Consider the following 24,093-nt stretch of genomic DNA (forward strand, 5'->3'; position numbering starts at 1 on the left):
CGTCATCCTCGTCTTTTCGCCACGCCGAACAGGCCGTTGGGCAGCACGTACAGCACGATCAGGAACAGCAGCATGCCGGCCAGTTCCTGCAACGCCGAACTCGCGAGCGTGACGGTGAGCGCCTCGGCCACGCCGAGCAGCAGCGCGCCCGCGAGCACGCCCGGAATCGACCCCACGCCCGCCAGCACGGTGATGATGAAGGCTTTGACCGTCAGCGCCTCGCCGATCGCGGGCTGCACCGCGCTCGACGCATAGATCGACACGCCCGCGCACGACGCCAGCACGCCCGCGACCACGAACGACACCAGTTCCACCTTGCGCGGATCGATGCCCATCAGGCGCGCCGCGTCGCGATTGCTCGAAATCGCCCGCACCGCGCGCCCGTACCACGAGCGCGTCAGCCACCACCAGAGCGCGAGCATCAGCAGCACGCTGATGCCGAACGACATCACTTCGCTGCGCATCGACAGCAGATCGCCGAGCATCACGCTGTCCTGCAGCCAGGCGTCGTTGGTCGAGCGCACGTCGGCGCCCCAGCCGAGCAGCACGGCGTTCGTCAGCACGATGCCGATGCCGTAAGTGAGGATCAGCGAATTCAGCTCGCGGTCGCGCTTGATGCGGCTCACCAGATACCACGCGAGCGCGGCCGCCGCGCACACGACCGGAATCGCCACGGGAATCGCGAACACCGGATTGATGCCCAGCCGCGTTTCGAACGTATAGGCGATATACGCGGCCAGCAGCACGAGTTCGCCGTGCGCGAGGTTGATGATGCGCATCGAGCCGAACACCAGCGCGAGCCCGAGCGCGACGAGCGCATACGCGCCGCCCACCAGCACGCCCGAATACAGCGACTGCAACACGAGTTCGCTCATCGCGATCTCCCTATCGATAACAGCGTCGAAAACAGCGCACGAAGCGCGCAGCGCGCGATCACCACGGCAGCGCCGGGAAGTTGAGCTTGCCGGTCGCGCGTTCCTTCGGCCACACGAGCACGATGCGGTCGCCCTGGATCTGCGCCATGTTGTTGAGGAACGACGGGTTGTCGCCGTTGGCCGCGAAGCTGACCTTGCCGATCAGCGTGTCCTGCGGCTTCGCGCGCAGTTCGGCGGCGATGCCGTCCTTCTTGAGCGTGCCCGCGTCGGCGGCGCGCGCCATCGCGTTGAACAGCAGCACCGACTGCACGAAGGCGAACTCGGCGACGTAATCGGGCTCCTTCTTGTAGGCCGCGACGTAGGCGTCGACGAAAGCCTTGCCCTCGGCCGTGCCGAACTGCGCCGGATGCGGCAGCATCGCGCAACCGATCACGTTGTTGACGAGGTCCGGAAACTCGCTGGCCATCTTCGGCGTGGCGAGCGACCACGCGCCCATCACCGCCTTCAGTTGCGGCTTGAGCACCTTGGCCGCGCGCAGGATGCCGATGTAGTCGTTCTCGTAGCCGATCATCAGCATCACGTCGGGCTTGTCCTGCAGGCGGATCTTGTTGACGACCGGCTTGAAGTCGGTCATCGACGGCTCGAACATATGCACCGTCACTTTCACGCCCTGCGCGCGCAGCTTGTTGGCGACGTCGCTGCTCACGTCGGCGGTCGCCTGTCTCGTGGACGCGACGATGGAGACCGACTTCGCGCCCATCGCGTCGAGCTGGCCGAGCATCGCCTTCGAATAGCCCGATGCGGGCCCGACGCGGAAGAAGCGCTTGAGCCCGCGCGAGGTGATGCCGCTGTCCACTGCGCCCGAGGTGATGTAGACGAGACCGGCCTTGTCGGCGGCCTCCGAGGCGGGGCTGACCGAGTTCGAGCCGTAGCCGCCCGTGATCGCGAGCACGCCTTGCGAAGCGAGCTTTTCGACGGCGGAGACGGCCTTGGCCGGTTGCGCCTCGTCGTCGATCACGGTGAGCGCGACCTTGTGCTTGCCGGTGCCGCCGAAGTTGCCGCTGTTGAACAGGTCGGCCGCCACCTTGATGCCTTCGAGCTGCGCGGTGCCCGCGCGCGCCATCGAACCGGTGAGCGGCAGTTCGACGCCCACCGGCAGGACTTCCGCGAACGCGGCGGGCGTCGCGCCCAGCAGCGCGAGCGCGCTCACGCTCAGGTTGACGAAATAACGGATCGCGGCGCGCGACCCGGCGCGCCGCTGGCGAGAAGCGTTATGTGCAGTGCTGCGATCCATCGTGCCTCCAAACCGGCTTTTATGGTTTCATGCGCGCCCTGGCCGCGGGCGCGTCGTTCGTTGCGCGTCGTTCGTTGCGCGTCGTTCGTTGCGCGTCGTTGTGCGCGTTTTTTATTTAATTCGGATACCGTATTGTTTTTATTTCGCTTGCAGGCCGCTCACCACGGCACGCCCGGATAGGCGGGTTTTGCAGTGGCCACCTGCTGCGGCCAGACCAGCGCGAGCTTGCCGTCGCGCGCGAACTGCCCCATGTGCGCGACGTAGTGCGGATTGTCGCCGCGCGCATCGAAACTCACCTTGCCGAGGAAGGTGTCGTCGCGCTGCGTGGCGCGCAGCGTATCGGCGAGACCGCCCTTGTCGAGCGTCCCGGTCTTCTGCGCCTGCGCGATGGCGTCGAACAGCACCTGCGCGTAGACGAACGAAGTCTGCGACTGATAGTTCGACACGGTCTTGAAGAGACGCTGATACGTCTCGGAGAAGTCACGCTGATCCGCCGAGCGGTAATCGGCCGGCGACGCCAGCACCGTCGCGCCATACACGTTGGGTACGAGGTCCGGGAAGGACTGCGCCATCTTCGGGCTCGCGAACGCCCACGGCGCGGCGATCGCCTTGAGGTCGGGCTTGAGCACGCGCGCGGCGCGCAGAATGCCCACGTAGTCGTTCTCGTAGCCGAGCATCGCGAGCGCGTCGGGCTTGTCCTGCAACTTGACCTTGTTGACGAGCGGCTTGAAGTCGCTGATCGACGGATCGTAGGCATGCAGATACGTCTTCACGCCCTTGGCCTTGAGCGCGGCGTCGAGCTGGCGCGCGAGGTCGCTGGTGGCGTCTTTCGTCGAATAGAGAATGGCCACCGACTTCACGCCGAGCGAGTCGAACAGGCCCGTCATGCCGCGGGTGTAGCCCGGCGTGTTGCTCACGCGAAAAAAGTTCTTGAGGCCGCGCGACACCATGTCGTCGCTGGTGCCGCCCGACGTCATGTAGACGATGCCCGCCTTGCTCGCCGCTTCCGAGGCCGGGCCCGCGCAATTCGAGTTGGCCGCGCCCGCGATCGCCACCACGTGCTGCGAGGCGAGCTGTTCGACGGCGGCGACGGCCTTGGCGGGATTCGATTCGTCGTCCACCGTCACCAGCGTGATCTTGTCTTGCGGATGACGGCGGTTATACAGGTCGGCGGCCACCTGAATGCCGCGATACATCTCCGTGCCGGCTTGCGCGAGCGGGCCGGTGAGCGGCAGCTCGACGCCGACTTTCCATTCAGCCGCGTGCGCCATGGCGGGTGCGAACGCGCCGCTTAACGTCAATGCCAGCGCCCAGCCCAGCGCGCAAGATGCGCGGGACGTGCGCGATGCACGCCCCATCCGCGTGGTGATGCGAATCATGTCTCCTCCGTGGCCTTCAGGCTTTTTACGAGGTCTTTCTTGTACGCCGCAGTGCGCCGCTCACAATGCTTCGGATGACGAATCAATGAAGCGCGATCGACCGCGGTCCGGCGCGTGAACGGATGAGCGCCGTGGCGAATCGATCGAACTTATCGGGCAGGTGCCAGTGTGGGTGAGCGCCGCGAACCTAACAATTTGTTTTCGGAGAAGTCGGCGTTCGGCGCGGTGGAAGTCGGCATTTGTCCCTATGGAACGCGGGGACGGCAGGAGACCGTGGCGCTATGGGAAAACCCGCGCGCTCAAGGCTCGCGCGGACGCCACTCCGAAAACGTGACGGGCCGCTTCGAATCGCTGTCGGTCACGGTGGCGGGATCGGCGATCAGCGCGTCGCCGTCGGGCTTGTCGTTCAGACGCCAGGCCTGCGAGATCTCCTTGTGAAAGACCCAGTCCTGACGTTTCGGATCGAAGCGGAAGGTGATGTAGTCGGTCCAGTGCGCGCCGCACGCCACTTCGTTCTGCACCGTGAAGTAGCGGTTCTTGATGACGAGGCCGTCGGCGCTGTCGTTGAAGGGATCGCACTGGCCGCCGTCGTCGGCGCGCATGACCACGAGGTCGTTGCGTGCCGCCAGCCGGTAATGGCCATCGGGCTTCTGCACGAAGATCAGCAGCGGACGCGGCGTCGGCTGCTCGCGCGTGTCGCCCGCGCCGTGCACGGCGACGAGATAATCGGTGCGCGGCGAATCGGTGAGCTGTCCGGCCGCATAGGTGATGACCACGTCGCCCTTGGGCAACTGGCGCGCGATCTCGTCGGGCAGCGGCGGCGCGGCGCTCCCGGACGACTCCTGCGCCCAGGCGGGGGCGTGCGACAGACTGGCCGAAACCAGCAGCGACAGAACGGTAATGCGTTTCAACGGGCGGCCTCTCGATGCGTGAAGCCCTGCAGGGTAACACCGGATCATGCCGAAACGGCTGTGACCAGGCGCGACTCGGGGACCGAACACCACCGGTGAAACGCCTCGTCGATACCCCGGCGCGCGCATGTTCGCCGCTCAATGCTTGCATACGCAACCTTTATTCCGTGACAGCGGCGCGGACGCTGCGTTCGCCGGGATCGCCGACGCAATCGCGACACGCCTTCGTGCCCGGTTGGCCCGACTCGCGCCGTCATTGCTGTTCCGGCAATGAACTGATTCGCCAATCGGAACAACCCGACGACGCGCGCGGTACGGCCTGGCGCGCTGCCTGGCGTATACCCCCAAGCCTTAGCGGCAAGCCCCGGCGGACGGGCGATTTCCCGTTTCGAATCAACGCGGCGATACACGAAAAAAAAGCCGTAAAAAAATACTCACGCGAATAAAGGCCTGAATGTCGGGTTTTTTTCGGGTTGCCTCACCTGGGAGGCGCTTCTAGAATCAGAGCGGATTTCGAGCGCGTCTTCGCCATCGGCGCGAAACCGCTCTGCGCAGCCCGCGCTCGCTCGCGTGGCGCGAGACAAAGACTTCAGGAGGACGACACATGATCATTGCGCACCACGATGCGCCGCTGCCGGGCCGCAGCGCGAAGGGACACGCAACGGAACACGATGCGGAACACAGCGCGGGACACGAGGCCGGCGCGGGCCAGGGCCGCTCATGACGCGCCCCGGCCATTCGTCGGGCGGCTTCGATGCGGCGCGCTGCGGCAGCGCGAGCGCACGCACCTCGCGCGCCGCTTCGCCCGGCGCGTCGAACACGCCTGAACGCAGCCGTCACGAACGCCCGCGTTCGCGCCTCGCGCCGGTCGGCGCGCTCCATGCCGAGGGAAACATCATGAACGACACGCTCACTCGCGCGGCGCAGTCCGTGCTGGCCGATCTCTGCACGCCGCAATTCGTGCGCGGCGTGGAAACGGCCCACGACCGCCGCGCGGGCCACGCGCTCTGGTGCCAGCTCGACGAACGCGGTCTGCTCGACGCGCTCGTGCCGCGCGCGCAAGGCGGCGCCGATCTGCCGCTCGCCGCCGCTGCGGGCGTGCTGTTCGCGTTCGGTCAGCATGCGTTGCCGCTACCCGCCGCCCACACGATGATCGCGCGCCACCTGCTCGCGGCCGCGCAGCTCGACGCGCCGCGCGGCCCGATCGCGCTGGCCATCGCCGACGCCTCGCAGTGCACGGCCTTCGTGCCCTACGGCCAGGTCGCCGACGCGGTCGTGGTCGAAACCGCCAAGGGTGTCTGGCTGGTGCCGCTCGACACCGCGCGCGTGGAAAAGCACGGCGACGGTCTCGACGCCACCGTCTGCTTCAGCACCCGGACGGCGCGCGCGCTGCCCGCCTGCAGCATCGCCGAACTGGGCGCGATGATCACGGCCGCCACGATGGCGGGCGCGATGCAGCGCGTGCTCGACGTGACCACCGCGTGGGTGCGCGAGAGCACGCAGTCGGCCGCTTCGCAGGCCGGACGCGACACCACGCAGCGCCAGCTCGACGCCATCGCGGCGCACGTCGCCGCCACGCGCACCGCCGCGCAGCAGGGCTGCGCCGCGCATCGCAGCGGCGAGCAACGCCTCGCCAGCGCGATCGCGAAAGCGCGCGCGAGCCGCGCCGCGCCGCTGGTCGCCAATGGCGCGCATGGTCTCGCGGGCGCGCTCGGCATCGTGCCCGAGTTCGATCTGCAACTGTTCACGCGCCGCCTGCACGCGCAGCGCCTGCAATTCGGCTCGGAATCGTTCTGGGACGAGATCGTCTGCACGCACGCGCAGGGCCGCTCGCACGGGCTCGCCGACGACGCGAGCGGGATTTTCGACGCGCTCGACGAGGCAGCGACGGCGGCGCATTGATACCGTCATCACCGCGCTCGTTACCCGAATGAACCACGCGCCCCTGTCACGGGGCGCGTTTCGTTTTTGCCGCCCATCCCGCCCGGCTGTACCTTCACGATCCACGGACAGCTTCACGCGCACGGCCGAACTCGCGCACTGCGCATGAACCGACAACGACACGCCGGCGCACCTCGCCAGCGCCTTAAAACACGTAGTCGGCGGCGCGCGCGAGTTTGACGAACGGCCCGCTCAGCACGCGGTTGTGATGCGCCACGATCGCCTGCGCGCTGAGACCGGGCGCGTCCGTGGTCGTGTGCGCGTCTTCGATCAGCACAGTCCGCCAGCCCAGTTCGCTCGCCGCACGGCAGGTCGTATCCACGCAATACTCGGTCTTCATGCCGACGATCGCGAGTTCGTCCACTTTCGCGTCGCGCAGCCACTGCGCGAGACCGGTGCCCGCGAAACAGCTCGGACGCGTTTTATCGAAGGTGACATCGCGTTCTGCATCCACGTGCAGATCCGCCAGCAGTTGCGTGAGCGCACTGCCCGGCTCGATCGGCGAACCCTTCGGGCCGGTGTGGCGCGCGGCGAAGATCGGCGCATGGGTGGCGCGCGCCCGCGCGATCAGCAGATTGATGTTGTCGAGCACGCGCGCGCCTTCGTGAGGCGGTTCGGCGCCGTTGAACAGACCGCGCTGCATGTCGACGATCAGCAATGCACGGCGGGATTGAGCGAGGTAGGACACGACGTTTCTCCATGTGTAGAGCCGATGGCGGACGGAGAAACGACAAGGCCCCGTCCGGATTCGGCGGGGCCTTGGGTTCGATACGAGGATGCTCGGTGACTTGCGCGCGTATCGGCCTCACGACCCGCCGGAGGCGGTCGTGGTCGTGGTGGTGAGCGGGCGCGCGATGCAGTTCATGTGAACGATGATGCAGCAAACGCGCGACACGCGTCAACGTGAATGTGCGCGCTCAACGCGGCTGCATGCGGATCGCGCCATCGAGCCGTATCGTCTCGCCGTTGAGCATCGGATTGTCGAGGATCTGCATCGCGAGCGCGGCGAACTCATCGGGCGCGCCGAGGCGCGGCGGGAACGGCACCATCTTGCCGAGCGAATCGCGAATCTCCTCGGGCAGCCGCGCGAGCATCGGCGTATCGAACAGACCCGGCGCGATCGTGCACACGCGGATGCCCTTGCTCGCCAGATCGCGTGCGGCCACCAGCGTCATGCCCACCACGCCCGCTTTCGACGACGCATACGGCACCTGGCCGATCTGCCCTTCGTACGCGGCCACCGACGCGGTCAGCACGCACGCGCCGCGCTCGCCTGCCGCGTTCGGTTCGTTGCGCGCCATCGCCGCCGCCGCGAGACGCAGCACGTTGAAGGTGCCGACGAGGTTCACGCGCACCACGTTCTCATAGGCTTCGAGCGAGCCCGGCGAGCCGTCCTTTTCGATCAGACGCACCGCGCCGCCGCGTCCCGCGCAATGCACGAGCGCACGCAGCGAACCGCGCTGCGTGGCGGCGTCGATCACGGCGGCCATCTCGTCGCCGTTCGTGACGTCGGCGGCCACGAAGCTCGCCGCCGGTCCCAGTTCGTCGGCCACCGCCGCGCCGCGCGAATTCGGCAGATCGCAGATCACCACCTGCGCGCCCTTCTCCAGCAACTGCTTCGCGCTCGCGAGGCCCAGCCCCGATGCGCCGCCCGTTACTATCGCCACCGCTCCCTTGAGGTTCATCCGTGTGTCTCCTGTCGTCGTTGCCTGTATGGATGTCGCTGTCGCTGCGTTGCTGATGTTGCTTGCATTGCTTGCGTCGCGCTCAAAGCCGCTCGATGAGCGTCGCGTTCGCCATGCCGCCCGCCTCGCACATCGTCTGCAAACCGTAGCGGCCGCCGCTGCGTTCGAGCGCGTTGAGCATCGTGGTCATGAGGCGCGCGCCCGACGCGCCCAGCGGGTGCCCGAGCGCAATCGCGCCGCCGGCCGGATTGAGCCGCGCGGCATCGGCGCCCAGCGCTTTTTGCCACGCGAGCGGCACCGAAGCGAAAGCCTCGTTCACTTCGAAGTGCGCGATATCCTCGATCTTCAGACCGGCCTTGCGCAGCAGATGCTCGGTCGCCGGAATCGGCGCGGTCAGCATCATGAGCGGGTCGTCGCCGCGCACGTCGAACGAGACGATGCGCGCGCGCGGTTTCAGGCCGAGCTGCGCCGCCTTGCGCTCGCTCATGACGAGCAGCGCCGCCGCGCCATCCGAGATCTGCGAGGCATTGCCCGCCGTCACGTTGAAGCGGATGCCAGGAAAACGCGCGGCCAGCGCGGCGTCTTCGAACGACGGCGCGAGGCCCGCGAGACGCTCGACGGTGGTGCCCGCGCGGATGGTTTCGTCGGCGTCGATGCGGCGCGCGCCCTGTTCGTCGCGCACTTCGATCGGCACGATCTCGCGCGCGAAGTGACCGGCGGCGCGCGCGGCGTCGGCGCGGCGATGCGACTCGGCCGAATACGCATCGAGCGTCTCGCGCGCGAGGTCCCACTTCTGCGCCACCAGATCGGCGCTCACGCCCTGGCCCACGAGCCCCTGCGGATAACGCGCATGAAAGCGCGCGCCGTATTGATCGCGGCCGAGGCGCGAACTGCCCATCGGCACGCGGCTCATCGACTCCACGCCGCCCGCCACCACGATCTCGTTGACGCCCGCCATGATGGCCTGCGCGGCGAAATGCACGGCCTGCTGGCTCGATCCGCACTTGCGCTCGACCGTGGTGGACGGCACGTGTTGCGGATAACCGGCCGCGAGCCACGCCACGCGGCCCGGCGTGGTTGCCTGCTCGCCCACCTGGCTCACGCAGCCGATGATCAGGTCGTCGACGGTACCGGGGTCGAGGTCATTGCGCTCGACGAGTTGCTGGATCACCTGCGAAAGCAGGTCGGCCGGATGCAGGTCGACGAAGGCGCCGCCCGCCTTGGTCCGGCCCATGGGACTGCGCACCGCGTCGACGATAACCGCGCTCTGGATCATGGTTCGCTCAATCCTGGAGAAGTGTGGATGATGAAAAAATGAATCTCGCGAATCAAAATACACCACACGATCTCACTATTTCAATAGTGGTAAACATTTTTCGATCCTTATGGATCATTTAATTCCATTCATGCGACGATAGTGACATACCGATAGCGGCCGAGCGAGCCTGAGAGTCCGAATTCCCGAAGTTGCGCGCAGTCAGATGTGTCGATCAGGTAGCCCGGACACGCCGCGGGCGCGGCAAAGCGTCGCAATTTCACGAAAAATGAGCCAGTCGTCTTGAAAAATTGTTCCGCCACGAAGGGGAAAGCTAGAATGCCGGGTTTGCCAAAAGGCGCCCCGTGTTTGTCCGGCGCGCCCATCCCCCCGAAGAAGGAATCCGACATGACCGACCAGGCCACCTCACGCACCGACGACGCCGCTGTTTCGTCCAGCGACTCGAACAACGAGTTGAGCAACGAGACAAGCAACGACTCGCAGCTCGTGAGCGCACTCGCGCGCGGCATCCGGATCCTGCAGTGCTATTCGATGGGCGCGTCCGAACTGTCGGCGCGCGAGCTGGTGGAGCGCACCGGCCTGCCCAAACCCACGGCGCTGCGGCTCATCAATACGCTGTGCGAGTTCGGCATGCTGCGCTACTCGGAGCGCATTTCGAAATACGTGCTCGGCACCGAGATGCTGAGCCTCGCCGCGCCCGCGCTCGGCCGCATGACGATCCGCCAGATCGCGCGGCCGATGATGCAGGAGCTGGCCGATTACTGTCAGGGCCAGGTGACGCTCGCCGTCGGTTACCGCCTGAACCTCGCTTACGCGGAAGTCGCGCAGGGCGCGGGCAGCGCGGTCTATCGCTCGGAGATCGGCACGCGGCTTTCGCTGTCGCGCACGGCCTCGGGCCGCGCGTATCTGTGGACGGTGCCGGGCGCCGAACGCGAACGGTATCTGCAGGAAACGCTCACGCGCGATCCGGCCAAGGGCGAACTGCTCGCGCAGCGCCTCACGCAGGCGCAGCAGGAATTGCGCGAGCAGGGCTGCACGGTGTCGCACGGCGACATGCAGCGCGAGATTCACTCGGTGGCGATTCCGCTGGCGTCGCCCATCGACGACGAGTACTGGGTTTTCAGCTGTTCCATTGCGGTATTCAACATCAGCGGCAACCAGTTGACCGACGACATCGCCCCGCGGCTGATGTCGCTGGTCAGGCGCGTGGAGGCAGCGCTCGGCAGCATGACTGGCGCCGCGCACGATATGGAGACGAGACCGTGGAGCGTGTCCGCGAACTAGCAGCCGCAGCACCCGGCAAGGAAGCCTTGCGCCTTGCCGGCACCAACGAGGTCCTCACTTACGCCATCCTGAACGAACGCGCAGACCGGGTTGCGCACTGGCTGATCCAGCTAGGCCTGCAACCCGGCGACGGCATCGCGCTACTGTTCGAGAACCACCCTGCTCTGGCCATCGCGGCCGTCGGCGCCGAGCGCGCCGGTCTGTATTTCACCCCCATCAGCATCCAGTTGAAAACACGCGAAGTCGCGCACGTCCTCAAGGACTGCGGCGCGCGCGTGCTGATCGTCTCGCAGGCGATGCGCGAACTCGCGCAGACGCTCGCCGACGAAGGCGCGCTGCACGGCGTCGCCTGCTATATGACGGGCGCGCTTCCCCCGCCCGGCTTCGCCTCGCTCGACGCCGCGCTCGACGAGACCGACACGCGCAAGCCGCTGCCCGAGTGCGAACAGGGCCGCGATTTTCTCTATTCGTCGGGCACGACGGGACTGCCCAAAGGCATCCTCAAACCGCTCGTGCCGTGGGATCGCCGCGCAATCGACGACACCGAAACGGCCTCATGGCGCAAGAGTTTCGGATTTAATCAGGACTCCGTGTATTTGAGCACGGCGCCGCTCTATCACGCCGCGCCGCTGCGCTATCTCGTGCGCATGCTGCGCACGGGCGGGCGCACCATCGTCATGCAGAAGTTCGATCCCGAGGCCGCGCTGGCCGCCATCGAACGCTATCGCGTCACGCACAGCCAATGGGTGCCGACGATGTTCGTGCGCCTGCTCGCGCTGCCCGAACCGGTACGCCGCCGCTACGACGTGAGCAGCCTGAAAGTGGCGATTCACGCGGCCGCGCCCTGCCCGCCGCTCGTCAAGCAGCAGATGATCGACTGGTTCGGCCCGGTGATCTACGAGTATTACGCGGGTTCGGAAGGCGCCGGGCTCACGGCGATCGACTCGCACGAATGGCTCGCGCATCGCGGCTCGGTGGGACGCGCGAAATTCGGCACGCTGCATATCGTCGACGACGACGACCGCGAGCTGCCCGTGGGCGAGATCGGCCGCGTGTTCTTCGAAGGCGGCCCGCCGTTCGAGTATCACAACGATCCCGCCAAAACTCGCAGCGTGCGCAACCGGCACGGCTGGGCCACCTATGGCGATATCGGCCACGTGGACGCGCAGGGCTATCTCTATCTGAGCGACCGCCGCACGGATCTCATCATCAGCGGCGGCGTGAACGTCTATCCGCAGGAGATCGAGAACGTGCTGAGCGAGCATCCGGCCGTGGCCGACGCGGCCGTGATCGGCGTGCCGCATGCCGAGTTCGGCGAGAGCGTCAAAGCCATCGTGCAGTTGCGCGAGCGCGACGCCGCCAGCCCGCAGCTCGCCGACGAATTGATGGCGTTCTGCCGCGAGCGTCTCTCGCATATCAAGGTGCCGCGTTCCGTCGATTTCGAGGACGCGCTGCCGCGTCACGACAACGGCAAGTTGCTGCGCCGGCTGCTGAAGGAGCGCTACCGGAGCATCGAGAATCCCGGTGCCACGATTTAATTCGGCATCCGAAATAGACTCAGACAATCAAGGAGACAACCCATGCGTAACGTATTCCGCGACGATCACGAATTGTTCCGCGAGCAGGTTCGCCGTTTCGTCGAGCGCGAGATCGTGCCGTTTCATCAGCAGTGGGAAAAGGACGGCATCGTGCCGAAATCGGTGTGGCGTCGCGCGGGCGAAGAAGGCCTGCTCTGCTGCACGATTCCCGAGGAATACGGCGGCGGCGGCGGCGACTTCGGCCACGCGGCGATCCTGATCGAAGAACTCGCGCGCGTGAACGCGAGCGGCATCGGCTTCCCGCTGCATTCGGACATCGTCGCGCCGTATATCCACGCTTACGGCACCGAGGAGCAGAAGCGCGAGTGGCTGCCGAAGCTCGCGAGCGGCGAGCATATCGGCGCAATCGCCATGACCGAGCCGGGCACCGGCAGCGACCTGAAGTCCGTGCGCACGACCGCGCGCCGCGACGGCAACGACTACGTCATCAACGGCCAGAAGACCTTCATCACGAACGGCCAGAACGCGAGTCTCGTGATCGTGGTCTGCAAGACCGCGCCGGACCTCGGCAGCAAGGGCGTCTCGCTGATCGTGGTCGAGGAAGGCACGCCGGGTTTCGAAAAAGGCCGCAAGCTCGAAAAGATCGGCCTGCGCGCGCAGGACACGTCGGAGCTGTTTTTCGAGGACGTGCGCGTCTCCATCACGCAGCGGCTCGGCGAGGAAAACGCGGGCTTTTCTTATCTGATGCGCGAACTCGCGCAGGAGCGGCTGGTGATTGCCGTGCGCGCGGTGGCGTCCATCGAAGGCATGCTCGCGCGCACGATCGAGTACACGCGCGGGCGCAAGGTGTTCGGTCAGGCGATCTTCGATTTCCAGAACGCGCGCTTCAAGCTCGCGCACGCGCGCGCGAAAGCGGAGATGGTGCGCATTTACGTGGACGACTGCATCGCGCGGCATCTGCGTCGCGAACTGTCGCCCGTCGATGCGGCCATGGCCAAGCTCAACGCCACCGAATTGCAGAACCAGTTGCTCGACGAATTCCTGCAACTGCACGGCGGCTACGGCTATATGTCGGAGTACGTGATCGGCGGCGCGTGGGTCGATGCGCGCGTGATGCGCATCTACGGCGGCACCGACGAGATCATGAAAGAAATCATCGCGCGTACGCTCTGATGCCCACATTCATTTCACGCGGAGACCGCGCATGATCCAGCCGCTGCAAGGCGTGCATATCGTCGAGTTCGCGGGGCTCGGGCCCGCGCCGTTCTGCGGCATGCTGCTGGCCCAGATGGGCGCACACGTCACGCGCATCGGCCGTGCGGGCGAGGCGCTGCCCGACGGCCCGCTCGCGCGCGGGCGCGAGCACGTCGCGCTCGATCTCAAGTGCGCCGAGGACGTGGCGCATGCGCTCGATCGGATCGCGCGGGCCGACGCGCTGATCGAAGGCTTCCGGCCCGGCGTGATGGAGCGGCTCGGGCTCGGTCCCGATGCGTGCCGGCTGCGCAATCCGTCGCTCGTCTACGGACGCATGACGGGCTGGGGCCAGCGCGGACCGCTCGCGCACACGGCGGGCCACGACATCAACTACATCGCGATTTCGGGTGCGCTGCACGCGGTCGGCGAGGCGGGCGGCGCGCCGGTCGTGCCGCTCAATCTGGTCGGCGACTTCGGCGGCGGCGGCATGGTGCTGGCGTTCGGCGTGGTCGCGGCGATCCTGCGCGCGCGGGCGAGCGGCAAGGGCTGCGTGGTCGATGCGGCGATGACCGACGGCGCGGCCATGCTGATGAGCATGATGTACGGCTTTCACGCGGCGGGGCAGTGGCGCGACGCGCGCGGCGAGAATCTGCTCGACGGCGGCGCGCCGTTCTACCGGACCTATCGCTGCCGCGACGGCGGATGGCTTGCGGTGGGCTGCATCGAGCCGCCGTTTTATGCCGCGTTTCTGAAGGGAATCGGCGCGCAGGATCTGCTCGAACTGCCGCAGCGCGACCGGACGCATTGGCCCGCGATCGCCGCGCGCATCGAGCAGATTATCGCCACGCGCGAGCGCGACGCGTGGGTTGCGCTATTCGAGGGCAGCGATGCGTGCGTGTCGCCGGTGCTGGGCTTGAGCGAGGCGCCGCATCATCCGCATAACGCGGCGCGCGGCGCGTTCACGCAAACGGACGGCGCGTGGATGCCGGCCTGCGCGCCGCGCTTTGCGGCGTTCGAGTAAGCGAAAGCGATTAACCGAGTCGATTAACCGAGTCGATTAACTGCGTTCGATTAACTGCGTTCAGCCCGCCGCCGCATAACGGCTGCGCGGCTGCACCAGCTTGATCTGCCCGCTCTCCACCAGTTGCGCGAGCGGCGCGGGGCGGCCCAGCAGGAAGCCTTGCATCTCGTCGCAGCCCTCGCCCGCCAGCAGATCGAACTGATCCTGCGTTTCGATGCCTTCCGCCAGCACCGGAATGCCGAGGCTCTTGCCGAGCGCGAGCACCGCGCGGATGATCGCCGTCGCCTGACGGCTCGATTCGGCTTCGCTGATAAACGACTGGTCGAGCTTGATCTTGTCGAACGGGAACGTGCGCAGCGTATCGAGCGACGAATAGCCGGTGCCGAAGTCGTCGAGCGCGAGGCTCACGCCGAGCGCCTTGATACGTTGCAACACGTCGAGCGAGCGCTCGCGATCGGCGAAGATCGTCGATTCGGTCAGTTCCAGTTCGAGCCGGTCGGGCGCGAGACCGGTCTCCGCCAGCACTTCGCTGACGAGCGCCGGCAGGTCGGCGTGCGCGAACTGCACGGGCGACAGATTCACGGCCACCTTGTACGGCGGCTGCCACGTGACCGCGCGCGTGCAGGCCTCGCGCAGCACCCAGGCGCCGATGCTCAGGATCAGGCCGTTTTCCTCCGCGAGCGGAATGAACACGCCCGGCGAAATGAAGCCCTGGCGCGGATGCTCCCAGCGCAACAGCGCTTCGTAGCCGCAAATCGCGCCGCTCACCGCCGTCTGCACCTGATAGTGCACGCTCAACTGGCCGCGCGCGATCGCGTCGCGCAGATCGGCGGCGAGCGTGCGGCGCGCGCGCGCCGTTTCGTCCATCTTCGGCTCGTAAAAGCACACCGTGCGCGTGAGCGCCGCCTTCGCGCGGTACATCGCGAGGTCGGCGTTGTTGATCAGCACGGCCTTGCTGCTGGCGTCGTCGGGATAGATCGCCACGCCGAGACTCGCGCCCGACACCACTTCCCAGTCGTCGTAGCGGATTGGGCGGAACAAGGCGTCTTCGAGACGGCCGAGGAAGTCGTCGAGCGCGTCGCGATGGGAGTAACGATGCAGCGCCACGAACTCGTCGCCGCCCACGCGCGCGACGAATTCGCCCTCGCGCACGAGGCTCGTGAAGCGGCGCGCGAGAATGCGCAGCACTTCGTCGCCCGCGTGATGGCCGCGCAGGTCGTTGATCTCCTTGAAGCGATTCAGGTCGATGCCGACCAGCGCGAGCTTGCCGTGCTCGGCGGCGGCGCGCGCGATTTCCACGTCGAGCCGGTCGTTGAAGCTCGCCCGGTTCGGCAGGCCGGTGAGCATGTCGCTCAGCGCCATCGTGCGCAGATGCTCGACCGATTCGGCGCGCACGGTGTCGTCGAGCAGATAGCTCACGAGACCCGCGCCCGCGATGATGAACGCCATGCCCGCCACCGAGAGCGCCAGCGCCTGCAAGGCAGCCGGGTTCGAAAATTCGCCCGCGATCCGCAGCGGCGTGACCGTAAAGGCGCACATGCCCGTGAAATGCAGCGTGGCGATGGCGAGCACGAGCAGCAGCGTGACGCTGGCCACCGAACCCGTGTCTTTCGCGGCGGGTCTCGCGCTCTTGTCCATGCCCTTGTCCGCGCCGATATTTGCCCGCACGTTCACGCCGCGCGCCGCGCGGTCGAGCGCGAGCGCGCCGAACACGACCGACAGCACGATCGACGCGACCAGATAGGTGTGATTCCACGACACGACGCCCTGCACGCGGTACGCCATCATGCCCGTGTAGTGCATCAGCGAAATGGCGAGCCCGACCAGCGCCCCGCCGATGGCCGGCGCCGCGCGCGTGAAGCCGCTGCCCGCCACGGCGAAGGCCGCGAAGCTGCCGCCCAGCGCGATCAGCAGAGAAACGATGGTGAGCACGGGGTCGAAGCTGACGGGCACGCCCGGCTCGAAGCCGAGCATCGCCACGAAATGCGTGCACCAGATGGCGACGGCCGCCGTCACGGACGCAAGGAACTGCCAGCCCGCGCGCTGCAGGCCGCGCGTCGCGAACACGCGCCGCACGAGCCTCGCAGTGACCCACGAGCCGCCGCCGCAGATCAGCACCGCCACGATCACGAGCCACAGATTGTGCTTGTAGACGATGCAGCCCAGCACATTCATCACAGGTCGGCCTCCTTTGAGCCTGAATTTTTGCGCGTCATGCGTTTTGCATGAAGCGGCAGGACAATAGCATGGCTTCAGGCCATGCGCGGCGGTCTCTCATGGACCGGGCGGACGGCGCCTTCCAGCCTGGGCGCCGGGCCGCCTAGCCGCGCAAACGAACGAGGACTATCGGAGCGGGCGGATCGGACCTTCGAAAAACAGAGGAGCGCGAAACGACGCGCGCGCCCGCGCGCAAGTCTACGGCACAATCGCGTGAAAACTTTATAAAACCCCTTTTCCGACAAGCATTTGCAAACGTTTGCCGAAGTGAAGCCCGAAGCGCCGCTGACAAATGACTGACGCGCATCGGCAATGCCTGGGGCGTTCGATGCGTTGCTGAGTTCAGCCCCTCGTTCAGGACGGCGCGACGCCGATGCGAGCCGCCTCGATCCGCGCGCGCAAACGCGGCGTCGCGAAGTCGAGAAACGCACGCAGTTTGAGCGGCAGCGGCGTCTGTCCGCCGTGCACGAGGCTCACCGGCCAGGGCGCGGGCTCGTACGCTTCGAGCAGCAAGTCGAGCCGCCCCTCGCGCACCGCCTGCGCCACCTGATAAGACAGCACGCGCGTGACGCCCACGTTCATCAGCGCGGCGTCGATGGCGGCTTCGGCCGTATTGACCGCCAGACGCGAGGCGACCGGCTGCACGAGCGCGGTTTTCGCTGCATCCCTGGACAAATCCTTATCGCTGCGAAAGATCCACGTGCGCCCTTCCACGCCCTCGAAAGTCACGCACTGATGCGCACTCAGATCACGCGGATGCCGCGGCACGCCATGCCGCGCCAGATACGCCGGACTCGCGCACACCACGCGGCGGATCGCGCCCACGCCCACGGCGACGAGCGCGCTGTCGGGCATCGCACCGATGCGCACGGCCGCGTCCACGCGCTCCTCCATCAGATTGACCACGCGGTCCGCCAGCGCCAGCCGCACGTCGATCTCCGGATACTGCGCGAGAAATTCGGTGACGACCGGCAGCACATGAAGCCGCCCGAACACCACGGGCGCGCTCAGCGCGAGTTCGCCTCTAGGCGACGCGTACTCGCCAGTCGCGGCGCGCTCGGCCTCGCCGACGTCTTCGAGAATGCGCCGGCACGCGGCCACATAGGACGCGCCCGCCTCGGTCAGCGCGAGCTGGCGCGTGGTGCGCGTGAGCAGGCGCGTGCGCAGATGCGCTTCCAGTTCGTTGACCTTGCGGCTGACGGTGGCGAGCGGCATGCCGAGCCGGCGCGCCGCCGCCGAAAGACTGCCCGCCTCGACCACGGCGACGAGCACGGACATGGCGTCGAGTCGATCCATCGACATCTCGCATTTCGGAAGGATGAGCGCCGATGATGCCGGATTCTCCCTCCGCACTGAAGCACGCTACGCGCGCGGCGAAGCTGGAGAAATCACCAATAGTACGGTCGTTCTATTTTAGGTAATCTAAACGCCTTCCCAACCGAGAGCCCGCCCGCCATGTCGCTGATCTTCTCCCGCCGTGACCTGAACTTCCTGCTCTACGAATGGCTCGACGTCGAGCGGCTCACGCGCATCGCGCGCTATGCGGATCACTCGCGCGAGACCTTCGACGCCGCGCTCGACACCTGCGAGAAGATCGCCACCGACCTGTTCGCGCCGCACAACAAGAAGAACGATCAACACGAACCGCATTTCGACGGCGAGACCGTCACCCTCATCCCCGAAGTGAGGACGGCGCTCAAGGCGTTCTGCGACGCGGGCCTGATGGCGGCGGGCCAGGATTACGCGTACGGCGGCATGCAGTTGCCGCTGGTGGTCGAGAAAGCGGGCTTCGCCTGGTTCAAGGCGGCCAACGTCGGTTCGAGCGCGTATCCGTTCCTCACCATCGGCAACGCGAATCTGCTGCTCGCGCACGGCAGCGAGAAGCAGATCGACACTTTCGTGAAGCCCGAACTCGAAGGCCGCTATTTCGGCACGATGTGTCTTTCGGAGCCGCAGGCCGGATCGTCGCTGTCCGACGTGGCCACGCGCGCCGACTTCGAGGGCGACTCGGCGCTCGGCGCGCAGTATCGGCTGCGTGGCAACAAGATGTGGATTTCGGGCGGCGAGCACGAACTCACGGAAAACATCGTCCACCTCGTGCTGGCGAAGATTCCGGGCCCGGACGGCAAGCTGATTCCCGGCGTGAAGGGCATCTCGCTCTTTATCGTGCCGAAATATCTCGTCAACGAAGACGGCTCGCGCGGCGAACACAACGACGTCGTGCTCGCGGGCCTCAATCACAAGATGGGCTATCGCGGCACCACGAACTGCCTGCTCAATTTCGGCGAAGGCACGAAGTACGCGCCGGGCGGCCGCGCGGGTGCGATCGGCTATCTCGTGGGCGAGCCGCACAAAGGCCTCGCCTATATGTTCCATATGATGAACGAGGCGCGCATCGGCGTCGGCCTCGGCGCGACCATGCTCGGCTACACCGGCTATCTGCACGCGCTCGATTACGCGCGCAATCGTCCGCAGGGGCGCGGCATCGGCGCGGCGGGCAAGGACCCGGCGTCGCCGCAGGTGAAGCTCGTCGAGCACGCCGACGTGCGCCGCATGCTGCTCGCGCAAAAGAGCTACGTGGAAGGCGCGCTCGCACTGAATCTGTGGTGCGCGAAGCTCGTCGACGAAGCGGGCGGCGCCGCCGACGACGCCGCCCGCGAGCCGCTCACGCTGCTGCTCGATCTGCTCACGCCGATTGCGAAAAGCTGGCCGTCGCAATGGTGTCTCGCCGCCAACGATCTCGCGATCCAGGTGCACGGCGGCTACGGTTACACGCGCGAGTACAACGTCGAGCAGTTCTATCGCGACAACCGGCTCAATCCGATTCACGAAGGCACGCACGGCATTCAGGGCCTCGATCTGCTGGGCCGCAAGGTGGTGATCAAGGACGGCGCGGCGCTCAGGCTGTTCGCGCAGCGCGTGCAGGCCACGCTCGACCGCGCGCATTCGAGCGGCGACGCGCAGGACGCCACGCATGCGCGTGCGCTCGACGCGGCCATGAAGCGCCTCTTCACGGTGACGCAGCAGTTGTGGGCCGCGGGCGATGCGAATGTGACGCTCGCGAACGCTTCGGTGTATCTCGAAGCGTTCGGGCATGTGGTGGTGGCGTGGGTGTGGCTCGAACAGGCGCTCGCGGCGCGCACGGCGCTTAAACAGGCACAAGGCGATGACGCCGATTTTTATCGCGGCAAGCTCGCGGCGGCGCAGTACTTCTTCGCGTGGGAGTTGCCGAAAACCGGCGCGCAGTTCGATCTGCTTGCTTCGCTTGATCGGACTACTTTGGATATGCAGGACGCGTGGTTTTGAAATGCCGGTTCGATTGACTGACTCGCGGCGCGCGAAGTCGTTCGGATGGTCGTACCGGCCAGGCCGGACGCGCCATTGAGCGGCGCGCTGAAAGAATCGAGCTTGTGGTGATCTGGCTGCAAACAAGGGACTGTCGCGCGGAGGTTTGCGAAACAGGCATCCGGCATTCGCCATGGACGTAACCGACTTAACCCTGCACGCCCGCATTCGCGGGCGTTGCTCTTTTGAGGGCTGAGTCGTGAGTTTCAGCTGAAACGCAAAACACCTCAGGCATCTGTCTGGTTGGGCGCGTGGCGAAATGCTCGAGCGGGTGTGCCCCAATGCGAACGGCAAGCGGCGCGCGTGTGAGCCAGCAGGTGTCGAGAAATCACCGCCGTAGATCACGATCATCCGCAACGGGTGCCCAGATTGCCGGTCATCCCTTGACGCCTGTCTTAACGATATGCGTACCCATTCGCGATGACGCCAGACCCTGCATTTCTCGGGTTTTTCGCATGGCGTCAGAACCCACTCGATCTCAAAACGGTGGGCAATCAGAAAAGTTCGATTTGCCGAAAACCGTTGTTTCTCGCGCGATGCGACATCGACCGGCGCGAGTGCGCAGCTAATTTACGGATCGCACAAATTAGCTGGGCGAATAACTAAAAGTGAACAAGACACGCTATCGACTCGTATTCAACCGAACGCGAGGCATGCTCGTTGCCGTCGAGGAAACCGCCACGGGGGCGGGCAAGAAAAGTGGACAGACACGCGCGCATAGCGCTTCGTCTCGCGTGCTTTTCACGCTAAGGCAGCTTGCGTTCGCGGCGCCCGCGCTGGCCATGCCGGCACTGTCCAGCGCACAGATTGCGGGCGGCGGCGCACACGCACCCAACGTCATCCAGACGCCGAACGGTATCCCCGAAGGATTCGCCAGAATCACATTCGCGCGCTGGCCCGCGACTTCAAGCGCGCCATTGAACTGCGACGCGCTCGCGCTGTTGACCTGATTGACGATGACCTTCGCGGCCTGTCCCGGCGCGAAGTTCGGGTTGGCTGAGCGGACATTGGAGATCGACGTGTGGAAGCGAAAGCATCAACCGCTTTCGCAGGTGTGACGGCCTTGCTGCTCCCGGCCCATCCCGCGCGCGAAGGCCGCGTTCACCCCACCTTCGCGTATGCAGCACGAACACTCCCTAAACGCTGCTTCAAGCAACCTTGAACACGCCCACCGCGTCGCGCAACGCGTCGGTCTGCTCGGTCAGCGACATGGCCGCGGCCGCCGCTTCCTCGACGAGCGCCGCGTTCTGCTGCGAGACCTGATCCATCTGCGAGACGGCGAGATTCACCTGCTCGATGCCGTCGCGCTGCTCCTCCGAAGCGTTCGCGATCTCGGTCATGATGGTCGTCACGCGGCCAATCGACTCGCCGATCTCGGTCATCGTCGTGCCCGCCGAGCGCACATATTGCGCGCCCGTCGCGACGTGCTCCACCGATTCGCCGATCAGCGTCTTGATGTCCTTCGCCGCCGCCGCCGAACGCTGCGCGAGCGAGCGCACCTCGCCCGCGACCACCGCGAAACCGCGTCCTTCCTCGCCCGCGCGCGCGGCTTCCACCGCGGCGTTGAGCGCGAGAATATTAGTCTGGAACGCGATGCCTTCGATGATGCCCGTGATCTCCGCGATCTTCTGCGAGCTGCGGTCGATGCGATCCATCGTCTGCACCGCGTCGCCGACCACCAGCGCGCCGCGTTCCACCACTTCCTGCGCGCTGCCCGCGAGCGACTGCGCCGTGCGCGCGTGCTCGCTGTTCTGCTTCACCGTGGCGGTCAGCTGCTCCATGCTGGCCGCCGTCTGCTGAATCGACGCGGCCTGTTCCTCGGTGCGCTGCGAGAGATCGTCGTTGCCCGCCGCGATCTGGCGCGTTGCCGACGCGATCGATTCCGAACTGTGCGAGACCTTGCGCACCGTGCGCGCCAGTTCTTCCTGCATCGTCTGCAGGCCCGCAACGAGGCGGCCCATTTCGTCGTGCGAGCGCGCGTCGAGGCGCACCGTCAGGTCGCCTGCCGCGATGCGCTGCAGCGCGCCCAGCAGGTTCGCGAGCGGCGCGGCAATCGCGCGATGCAGACCGACCGCGCAGATCAGCGCCACGCCCAGACCGAGCGCGATCAGCGCGATGCTGCCCGCGCGCAACGCGGCGTAGAAGTCCTGCGCGCCGTCGAAGGTCTGCTGGCCGTGCGACTTCTGCCATTGCTCGAGCGCCGTCGAGGCCTTGGTGAGCGCCACCGACAAAGGCGGAATGCGCTTCATCGCGATGTCGTCCTGCGCAGCGCGGTCGCCCTGCTTGACCGCGGCCATCAGCGGCTGAATGCCTTGTTCGAGCATCGCGCCGAGCGCGGTCTGCACCTGCTCGGCGAGCGCCTGTTCGTCGGCGTCGTGCGGCAGCGCGCGATAACTCTCCCACGCCTTGTGCGAGGTGTCGAGATAGCCCTGCGCCTTGTCGAGCAGTTGCGGCACGTCGGGCGAGTCGGGATGCAGCAGGATGCGGTCGAGCGTGGTGCGCGCGATGGTCAGATTGAGATTGGACTTGCCGATGTCGATGGCGGCGGCAAGCTGATTGGAATAGGCATAGCCGAGCGCCGCGTTGGAATGCGACATACCGATCAGACCGGCGACACCGGCCGCCACGATCAACGCGGCCAGCACGCCGACCGCGATGCGCAGGCGAACCGAAATAGAGAGTCGGGCAAACACGGCGAGAGCTCCAGGCGCCTTTGTGGGGCGACGTTTATCGAATATCAGGAATGGGTGGTCTTGACGCGAGCGCGTGCCAACCGTCACACCGATGGACTCGCCCGCGCTCGCCTGTGTTAACGGCTTGCAAGGGAGGAACTGAAGCGAAGGAGAAAGGGACGGAAAGACCGGGTAAGACGCGAATTAGTCTGATGAAACAAGGGCGTCGCGACAGCCCAAAATGCGCGCGGCGCGCGGGCGTTTCCCCCCGCGCGCCGCGTCGGCGACGAAGCTGTCTGCGTGAACGACAGCCGGCGTTTTACCGCCTCGCTTTACGAGCCGAAGAACGGCACGCAGTAGTCGGGCGGTCCGACGCAATCACCGGGACCGTTCGGCTGCGGATGCAGGCTGGCGCAGCCCGACATGGCGGCGGCGGCGGCGACGCACAGCGCCGCACGCACAACATAAGTGACAATGCGTGATTTCATGGGTTCGAAACTCGAATTAGCGGCCGCGCCTGCGGATTGCCGTCACGACGCGCGGCCTGGTCTGTCGTGACGCTGCATGAAGTACGCCTCAACGTTTCATGTCAGTGATGCGCGTAAATCGTGCTGTTGAGCGTTTTCAGCTCGCCGTCCTGCTGCGCCTGCACGAGTTCGCGACGAACCTGCGCGCGCGTGACAGGCGCCGTGCCACCCGCATTCCACGACGCATTCGCGCTCGCCGACGTTTGCTGCACGGGCGCGTTCGCCGCGGCCGGCGCACTCGCCTGTGCATGCGCGAGCGCCGACATCGACACCATCAGCGCGGCAGCCGCGCCCTTCCAGCTCTTTTTCATCTCGTACTCCTCTGCGGCTTCTCGCCGTCGACATGGATCAGTGCCGTGCGCAACCTGCGCCGGTTCCCTGTGCATTGCGCTGTTGCAACGCAATTCATGGCGCAAGGATAGAGGCGCGAACCCTCGCGAATATCCGCAGGAAAATGAAGAAATGTTTAGACAAGACGATGCATTTCGATAGCGCATTGATGAAACTGCGCTAGCACCGCGCTTGCGTCCGGCTTTCATCGCGAAGCCGGTTATCGACGAATACGAATACGCTCAATACGCACTCGAATAACCTTCGCCACCACGTCGATACGCGCTGAAACTCGCGCCGATCTGTGCGTATGCACCCATCGGCATGCTGCAAATCAGGCCTGAAAAGCCGCACGAATCTCGCGCGAACACCCCGCGAACAGCCGCAAAAAAACAACACCTGCTCGATTTAACGCTTTGCGGCGCCGTCCACACGGCACCTGCACGCAGATGCATTTTCTGAAACTCAGTCTTTCCGTTTTTCAAATTCGCCAAACGGACACCGTACGCATAATCGCCGCTGAATTCGGCTGGATTGCCTGCCTGGCCGTCTTTCAAATACATGAAGCACACGCTCTCTCACGCAACTTTTTAATGAAGACCAA

At 66.0% G+C, this 24,093-nt stretch carries 20 protein-coding genes and 2 pseudogenes; 7 read left to right on the plus strand and 15 right to left on the minus strand.

Going from position 1 to position 24,093, the window contains the following annotated elements; all coding sequences use genetic code 11:
* Positions 1–2: 2 nt before the first annotated feature.
* The 4 genes from SB764_RS21865 to SB764_RS21880 all read right to left on the minus strand — a co-directional run bounded on the left by SB764_RS21865 (position 3) and on the right by SB764_RS21880 (position 4,459).
* Positions 3–875: a branched-chain amino acid ABC transporter permease gene (locus SB764_RS21865; RefSeq protein WP_065057785.1), complete on the minus strand. Its 873-nt coding sequence runs from the start codon at positions 873–875 to the stop codon at positions 3–5.
* Positions 876–933: 58 nt separating this feature from the next.
* Positions 934–2,169, minus strand: a complete 1,236-nt coding sequence (locus SB764_RS21870) for an ABC transporter substrate-binding protein (RefSeq protein ID WP_183707258.1) — start codon at positions 2,167–2,169, stop codon at positions 934–936.
* Between the two features lie 158 nt (positions 2,170–2,327).
* On the minus strand, positions 2,328–3,548 hold the full coding sequence (locus SB764_RS21875; RefSeq protein ID WP_234774832.1) for an ABC transporter substrate-binding protein: 1,221 nt from the start codon (positions 3,546–3,548) through the stop codon (positions 2,328–2,330).
* A gap of 299 nt (positions 3,549–3,847) precedes the next feature.
* Positions 3,848–4,459, minus strand: coding sequence for a hypothetical protein (locus SB764_RS21880; RefSeq protein WP_231957414.1), 612 nt, complete (start codon positions 4,457–4,459; stop codon positions 3,848–3,850).
* Between the two features lie 720 nt (positions 4,460–5,179).
* Between SB764_RS21880 and SB764_RS21885 the strand changes: the two genes are divergently transcribed.
* Positions 5,180–6,361, plus strand: coding sequence for an acyl-CoA dehydrogenase family protein (locus SB764_RS21885; protein WP_065057782.1), 1,182 nt, complete (start codon positions 5,180–5,182; stop codon positions 6,359–6,361).
* Positions 6,362–6,545: 184 nt separating this feature from the next.
* Here SB764_RS21885 and SB764_RS21890 read toward each other — a convergent pair whose 3' ends face one another.
* The 4 genes from SB764_RS21890 to SB764_RS21905 form a co-directional block, all read right to left on the minus strand.
* The gene (locus SB764_RS21890) at positions 6,546–7,088 is read right to left on the minus strand and encodes a cysteine hydrolase family protein (RefSeq protein WP_410864856.1); all 543 of its coding nucleotides are present in this window, start codon (positions 7,086–7,088) and stop codon (positions 6,546–6,548) included.
* A gap of 229 nt (positions 7,089–7,317) precedes the next feature.
* A complete protein-coding gene (locus SB764_RS21895) occupies positions 7,318–8,085 on the minus strand; it encodes an SDR family NAD(P)-dependent oxidoreductase (RefSeq protein ID WP_065057781.1) in 768 nt (255 codons plus the stop codon).
* An 82-nt stretch (positions 8,086–8,167) separates the two neighbouring features.
* Complete coding sequence (locus tag SB764_RS21900) at positions 8,168–9,358, minus strand: thiolase family protein (RefSeq protein ID WP_183040664.1); 1,191 nt, start codon at positions 9,356–9,358, stop codon at positions 8,168–8,170.
* Positions 9,359–9,489: 131 nt separating this feature from the next.
* Positions 9,490–9,750 (minus strand): hypothetical protein, encoded by a 261-nt coding sequence (locus SB764_RS21905; protein WP_124261577.1) that lies wholly within the window; start codon positions 9,748–9,750, stop codon positions 9,490–9,492.
* Between SB764_RS21905 and SB764_RS21910 the strand changes: the two genes are divergently transcribed.
* Genes SB764_RS21910 through SB764_RS21925 form a run of 4 tightly spaced genes read left to right on the plus strand, consistent with a single transcriptional unit; the run spans position 9,749 to position 14,398 of the window.
* Positions 9,749–10,645 (plus strand): IclR family transcriptional regulator, encoded by an 897-nt coding sequence (locus SB764_RS21910; protein WP_080180320.1) that lies wholly within the window; start codon positions 9,749–9,751, stop codon positions 10,643–10,645. The genes SB764_RS21905 and SB764_RS21910 overlap by 2 nt on opposite strands.
* Positions 10,624–12,183, plus strand: a complete 1,560-nt coding sequence (locus SB764_RS21915) for an acyl-CoA synthetase (RefSeq protein ID WP_410864858.1) — start codon at positions 10,624–10,626, stop codon at positions 12,181–12,183. Before SB764_RS21910 ends, SB764_RS21915 begins: the two co-directional genes overlap by 22 nt.
* Positions 12,184–12,225: 42 nt before the next feature.
* Positions 12,226–13,356: an acyl-CoA dehydrogenase family protein gene (locus tag SB764_RS21920; RefSeq protein ID WP_176081656.1), complete on the plus strand. Its 1,131-nt coding sequence runs from the start codon at positions 12,226–12,228 to the stop codon at positions 13,354–13,356.
* Between the two features lie 31 nt (positions 13,357–13,387).
* Positions 13,388–14,398: a CaiB/BaiF CoA transferase family protein gene (locus SB764_RS21925; RefSeq protein ID WP_410864860.1), complete on the plus strand. Its 1,011-nt coding sequence runs from the start codon at positions 13,388–13,390 to the stop codon at positions 14,396–14,398.
* A gap of 60 nt (positions 14,399–14,458) precedes the next feature.
* Here the strand turns inward: SB764_RS21925 and SB764_RS21930 are convergent, their stop codons facing one another.
* Positions 14,459–16,573 carry a putative bifunctional diguanylate cyclase/phosphodiesterase gene (locus SB764_RS21930; RefSeq protein WP_065057777.1) on the minus strand — a complete coding sequence of 705 codons (2,115 nt, stop codon included), beginning with the start codon at positions 16,571–16,573 and terminating at the stop codon, positions 14,459–14,461.
* Between the two features lie 396 nt (positions 16,574–16,969).
* On the minus strand, positions 16,970–17,911 hold the full coding sequence (locus SB764_RS21935; protein WP_410864862.1) for a LysR family transcriptional regulator: 942 nt from the start codon (positions 17,909–17,911) through the stop codon (positions 16,970–16,972).
* Between the two features lie 159 nt (positions 17,912–18,070).
* On the opposite strand from SB764_RS21935, the gene SB764_RS21940 reads away from it, so the two are divergent.
* Positions 18,071–19,921 carry an acyl-CoA dehydrogenase gene (locus SB764_RS21940; protein ID WP_124261574.1) on the plus strand — a complete coding sequence of 617 codons (1,851 nt, stop codon included), beginning with the start codon at positions 18,071–18,073 and terminating at the stop codon, positions 19,919–19,921.
* A gap of 647 nt (positions 19,922–20,568) precedes the next feature.
* Positions 20,569–20,685, plus strand: a pseudogene (locus SB764_RS21945) (ESPR domain-containing protein); the annotation flags it as partial.
* A 131-nt stretch (positions 20,686–20,816) separates the two neighbouring features.
* On the opposite strand, the pseudogene SB764_RS21950 reads toward SB764_RS21945, so the two are convergent.
* The 5 genes and pseudogenes from SB764_RS21950 to SB764_RS21970 form a co-directional block, all read right to left on the minus strand.
* Positions 20,817–20,957, minus strand: a pseudogene (locus tag SB764_RS21950) (filamentous hemagglutinin N-terminal domain-containing protein); the annotation flags it as partial.
* Between the two features lie 151 nt (positions 20,958–21,108).
* Positions 21,109–22,653: a methyl-accepting chemotaxis protein gene (locus SB764_RS21955; RefSeq protein WP_110330039.1), complete on the minus strand. Its 1,545-nt coding sequence runs from the start codon at positions 22,651–22,653 to the stop codon at positions 21,109–21,111.
* Positions 22,654–22,964: 311 nt separating this feature from the next.
* Complete coding sequence (locus tag SB764_RS21960; protein ID WP_167371438.1) at positions 22,965–23,120, minus strand: hypothetical protein; 156 nt, start codon at positions 23,118–23,120, stop codon at positions 22,965–22,967.
* A gap of 101 nt (positions 23,121–23,221) precedes the next feature.
* Positions 23,222–23,470, minus strand: coding sequence for a DUF4148 domain-containing protein (locus SB764_RS21965; RefSeq protein WP_110330040.1), 249 nt, complete (start codon positions 23,468–23,470; stop codon positions 23,222–23,224).
* 261 nt (positions 23,471–23,731) lie between these two features.
* Positions 23,732–24,052 (minus strand): hypothetical protein, encoded by a 321-nt coding sequence (locus tag SB764_RS21970; protein WP_410864865.1) that lies wholly within the window; start codon positions 24,050–24,052, stop codon positions 23,732–23,734.
* Between the last annotated feature and the right edge of the window lie 41 nt (positions 24,053–24,093).

The organism is Paraburkholderia sp. SIMBA_027 (genome assembly GCF_046535315.1).
Taxonomy (GTDB): Bacteria; Pseudomonadota; Gammaproteobacteria; order Burkholderiales; family Burkholderiaceae; genus Paraburkholderia; species Paraburkholderia tropica.

What these genes read in the sequence shown, in the direction of transcription:
- SB764_RS21970 (WP_410864865.1), bottom strand. Translation starts at nt 24,052, where the DNA reads ATGTATTTGAAAGACGGCCAGGCAGGCAATCCAGCCGAATTCAGCGGC.
- SB764_RS21885 (WP_065057782.1), top strand. Translation starts at nt 5,180, where the DNA reads ATGACGCGCCCCGGCCATTCGTCGGGCGGCTTCGATGCGGCGCGCTGC.
- SB764_RS21895 (WP_065057781.1), bottom strand. Translation starts at nt 8,085, where the DNA reads ATGAACCTCAAGGGAGCGGTGGCGATAGTAACGGGCGGCGCATCGGGG.
- SB764_RS21910 (WP_080180320.1), top strand. Translation starts at nt 9,749, where the DNA reads ATGACCGACCAGGCCACCTCACGCACCGACGACGCCGCTGTTTCGTCC.
- SB764_RS21905 (WP_124261577.1), bottom strand. Translation starts at nt 9,750, where the DNA reads ATGTCGGATTCCTTCTTCGGGGGGATGGGCGCGCCGGACAAACACGGG.
- SB764_RS21935 (WP_410864862.1), bottom strand. Translation starts at nt 17,911, where the DNA reads ATGGATCGACTCGACGCCATGTCCGTGCTCGTCGCCGTGGTCGAGGCG.
- SB764_RS21865 (WP_065057785.1), bottom strand. Translation starts at nt 875, where the DNA reads ATGAGCGAACTCGTGTTGCAGTCGCTGTATTCGGGCGTGCTGGTGGGC.
- SB764_RS21965 (WP_110330040.1), bottom strand. Translation starts at nt 23,470, where the DNA reads ATGAAAAAGAGCTGGAAGGGCGCGGCTGCCGCGCTGATGGTGTCGATG.
- SB764_RS21960 (WP_167371438.1), bottom strand. Translation starts at nt 23,120, where the DNA reads ATGAAATCACGCATTGTCACTTATGTTGTGCGTGCGGCGCTGTGCGTC.
- SB764_RS21870 (WP_183707258.1), bottom strand. Translation starts at nt 2,169, where the DNA reads ATGGATCGCAGCACTGCACATAACGCTTCTCGCCAGCGGCGCGCCGGG.
- SB764_RS21920 (WP_176081656.1), top strand. Translation starts at nt 12,226, where the DNA reads ATGCGTAACGTATTCCGCGACGATCACGAATTGTTCCGCGAGCAGGTT.
- SB764_RS21875 (WP_234774832.1), bottom strand. Translation starts at nt 3,548, where the DNA reads ATGATTCGCATCACCACGCGGATGGGGCGTGCATCGCGCACGTCCCGC.
- SB764_RS21925 (WP_410864860.1), top strand. Translation starts at nt 13,388, where the DNA reads ATGATCCAGCCGCTGCAAGGCGTGCATATCGTCGAGTTCGCGGGGCTC.
- SB764_RS21940 (WP_124261574.1), top strand. Translation starts at nt 18,071, where the DNA reads ATGTCGCTGATCTTCTCCCGCCGTGACCTGAACTTCCTGCTCTACGAA.
- SB764_RS21930 (WP_065057777.1), bottom strand. Translation starts at nt 16,573, where the DNA reads ATGAATGTGCTGGGCTGCATCGTCTACAAGCACAATCTGTGGCTCGTG.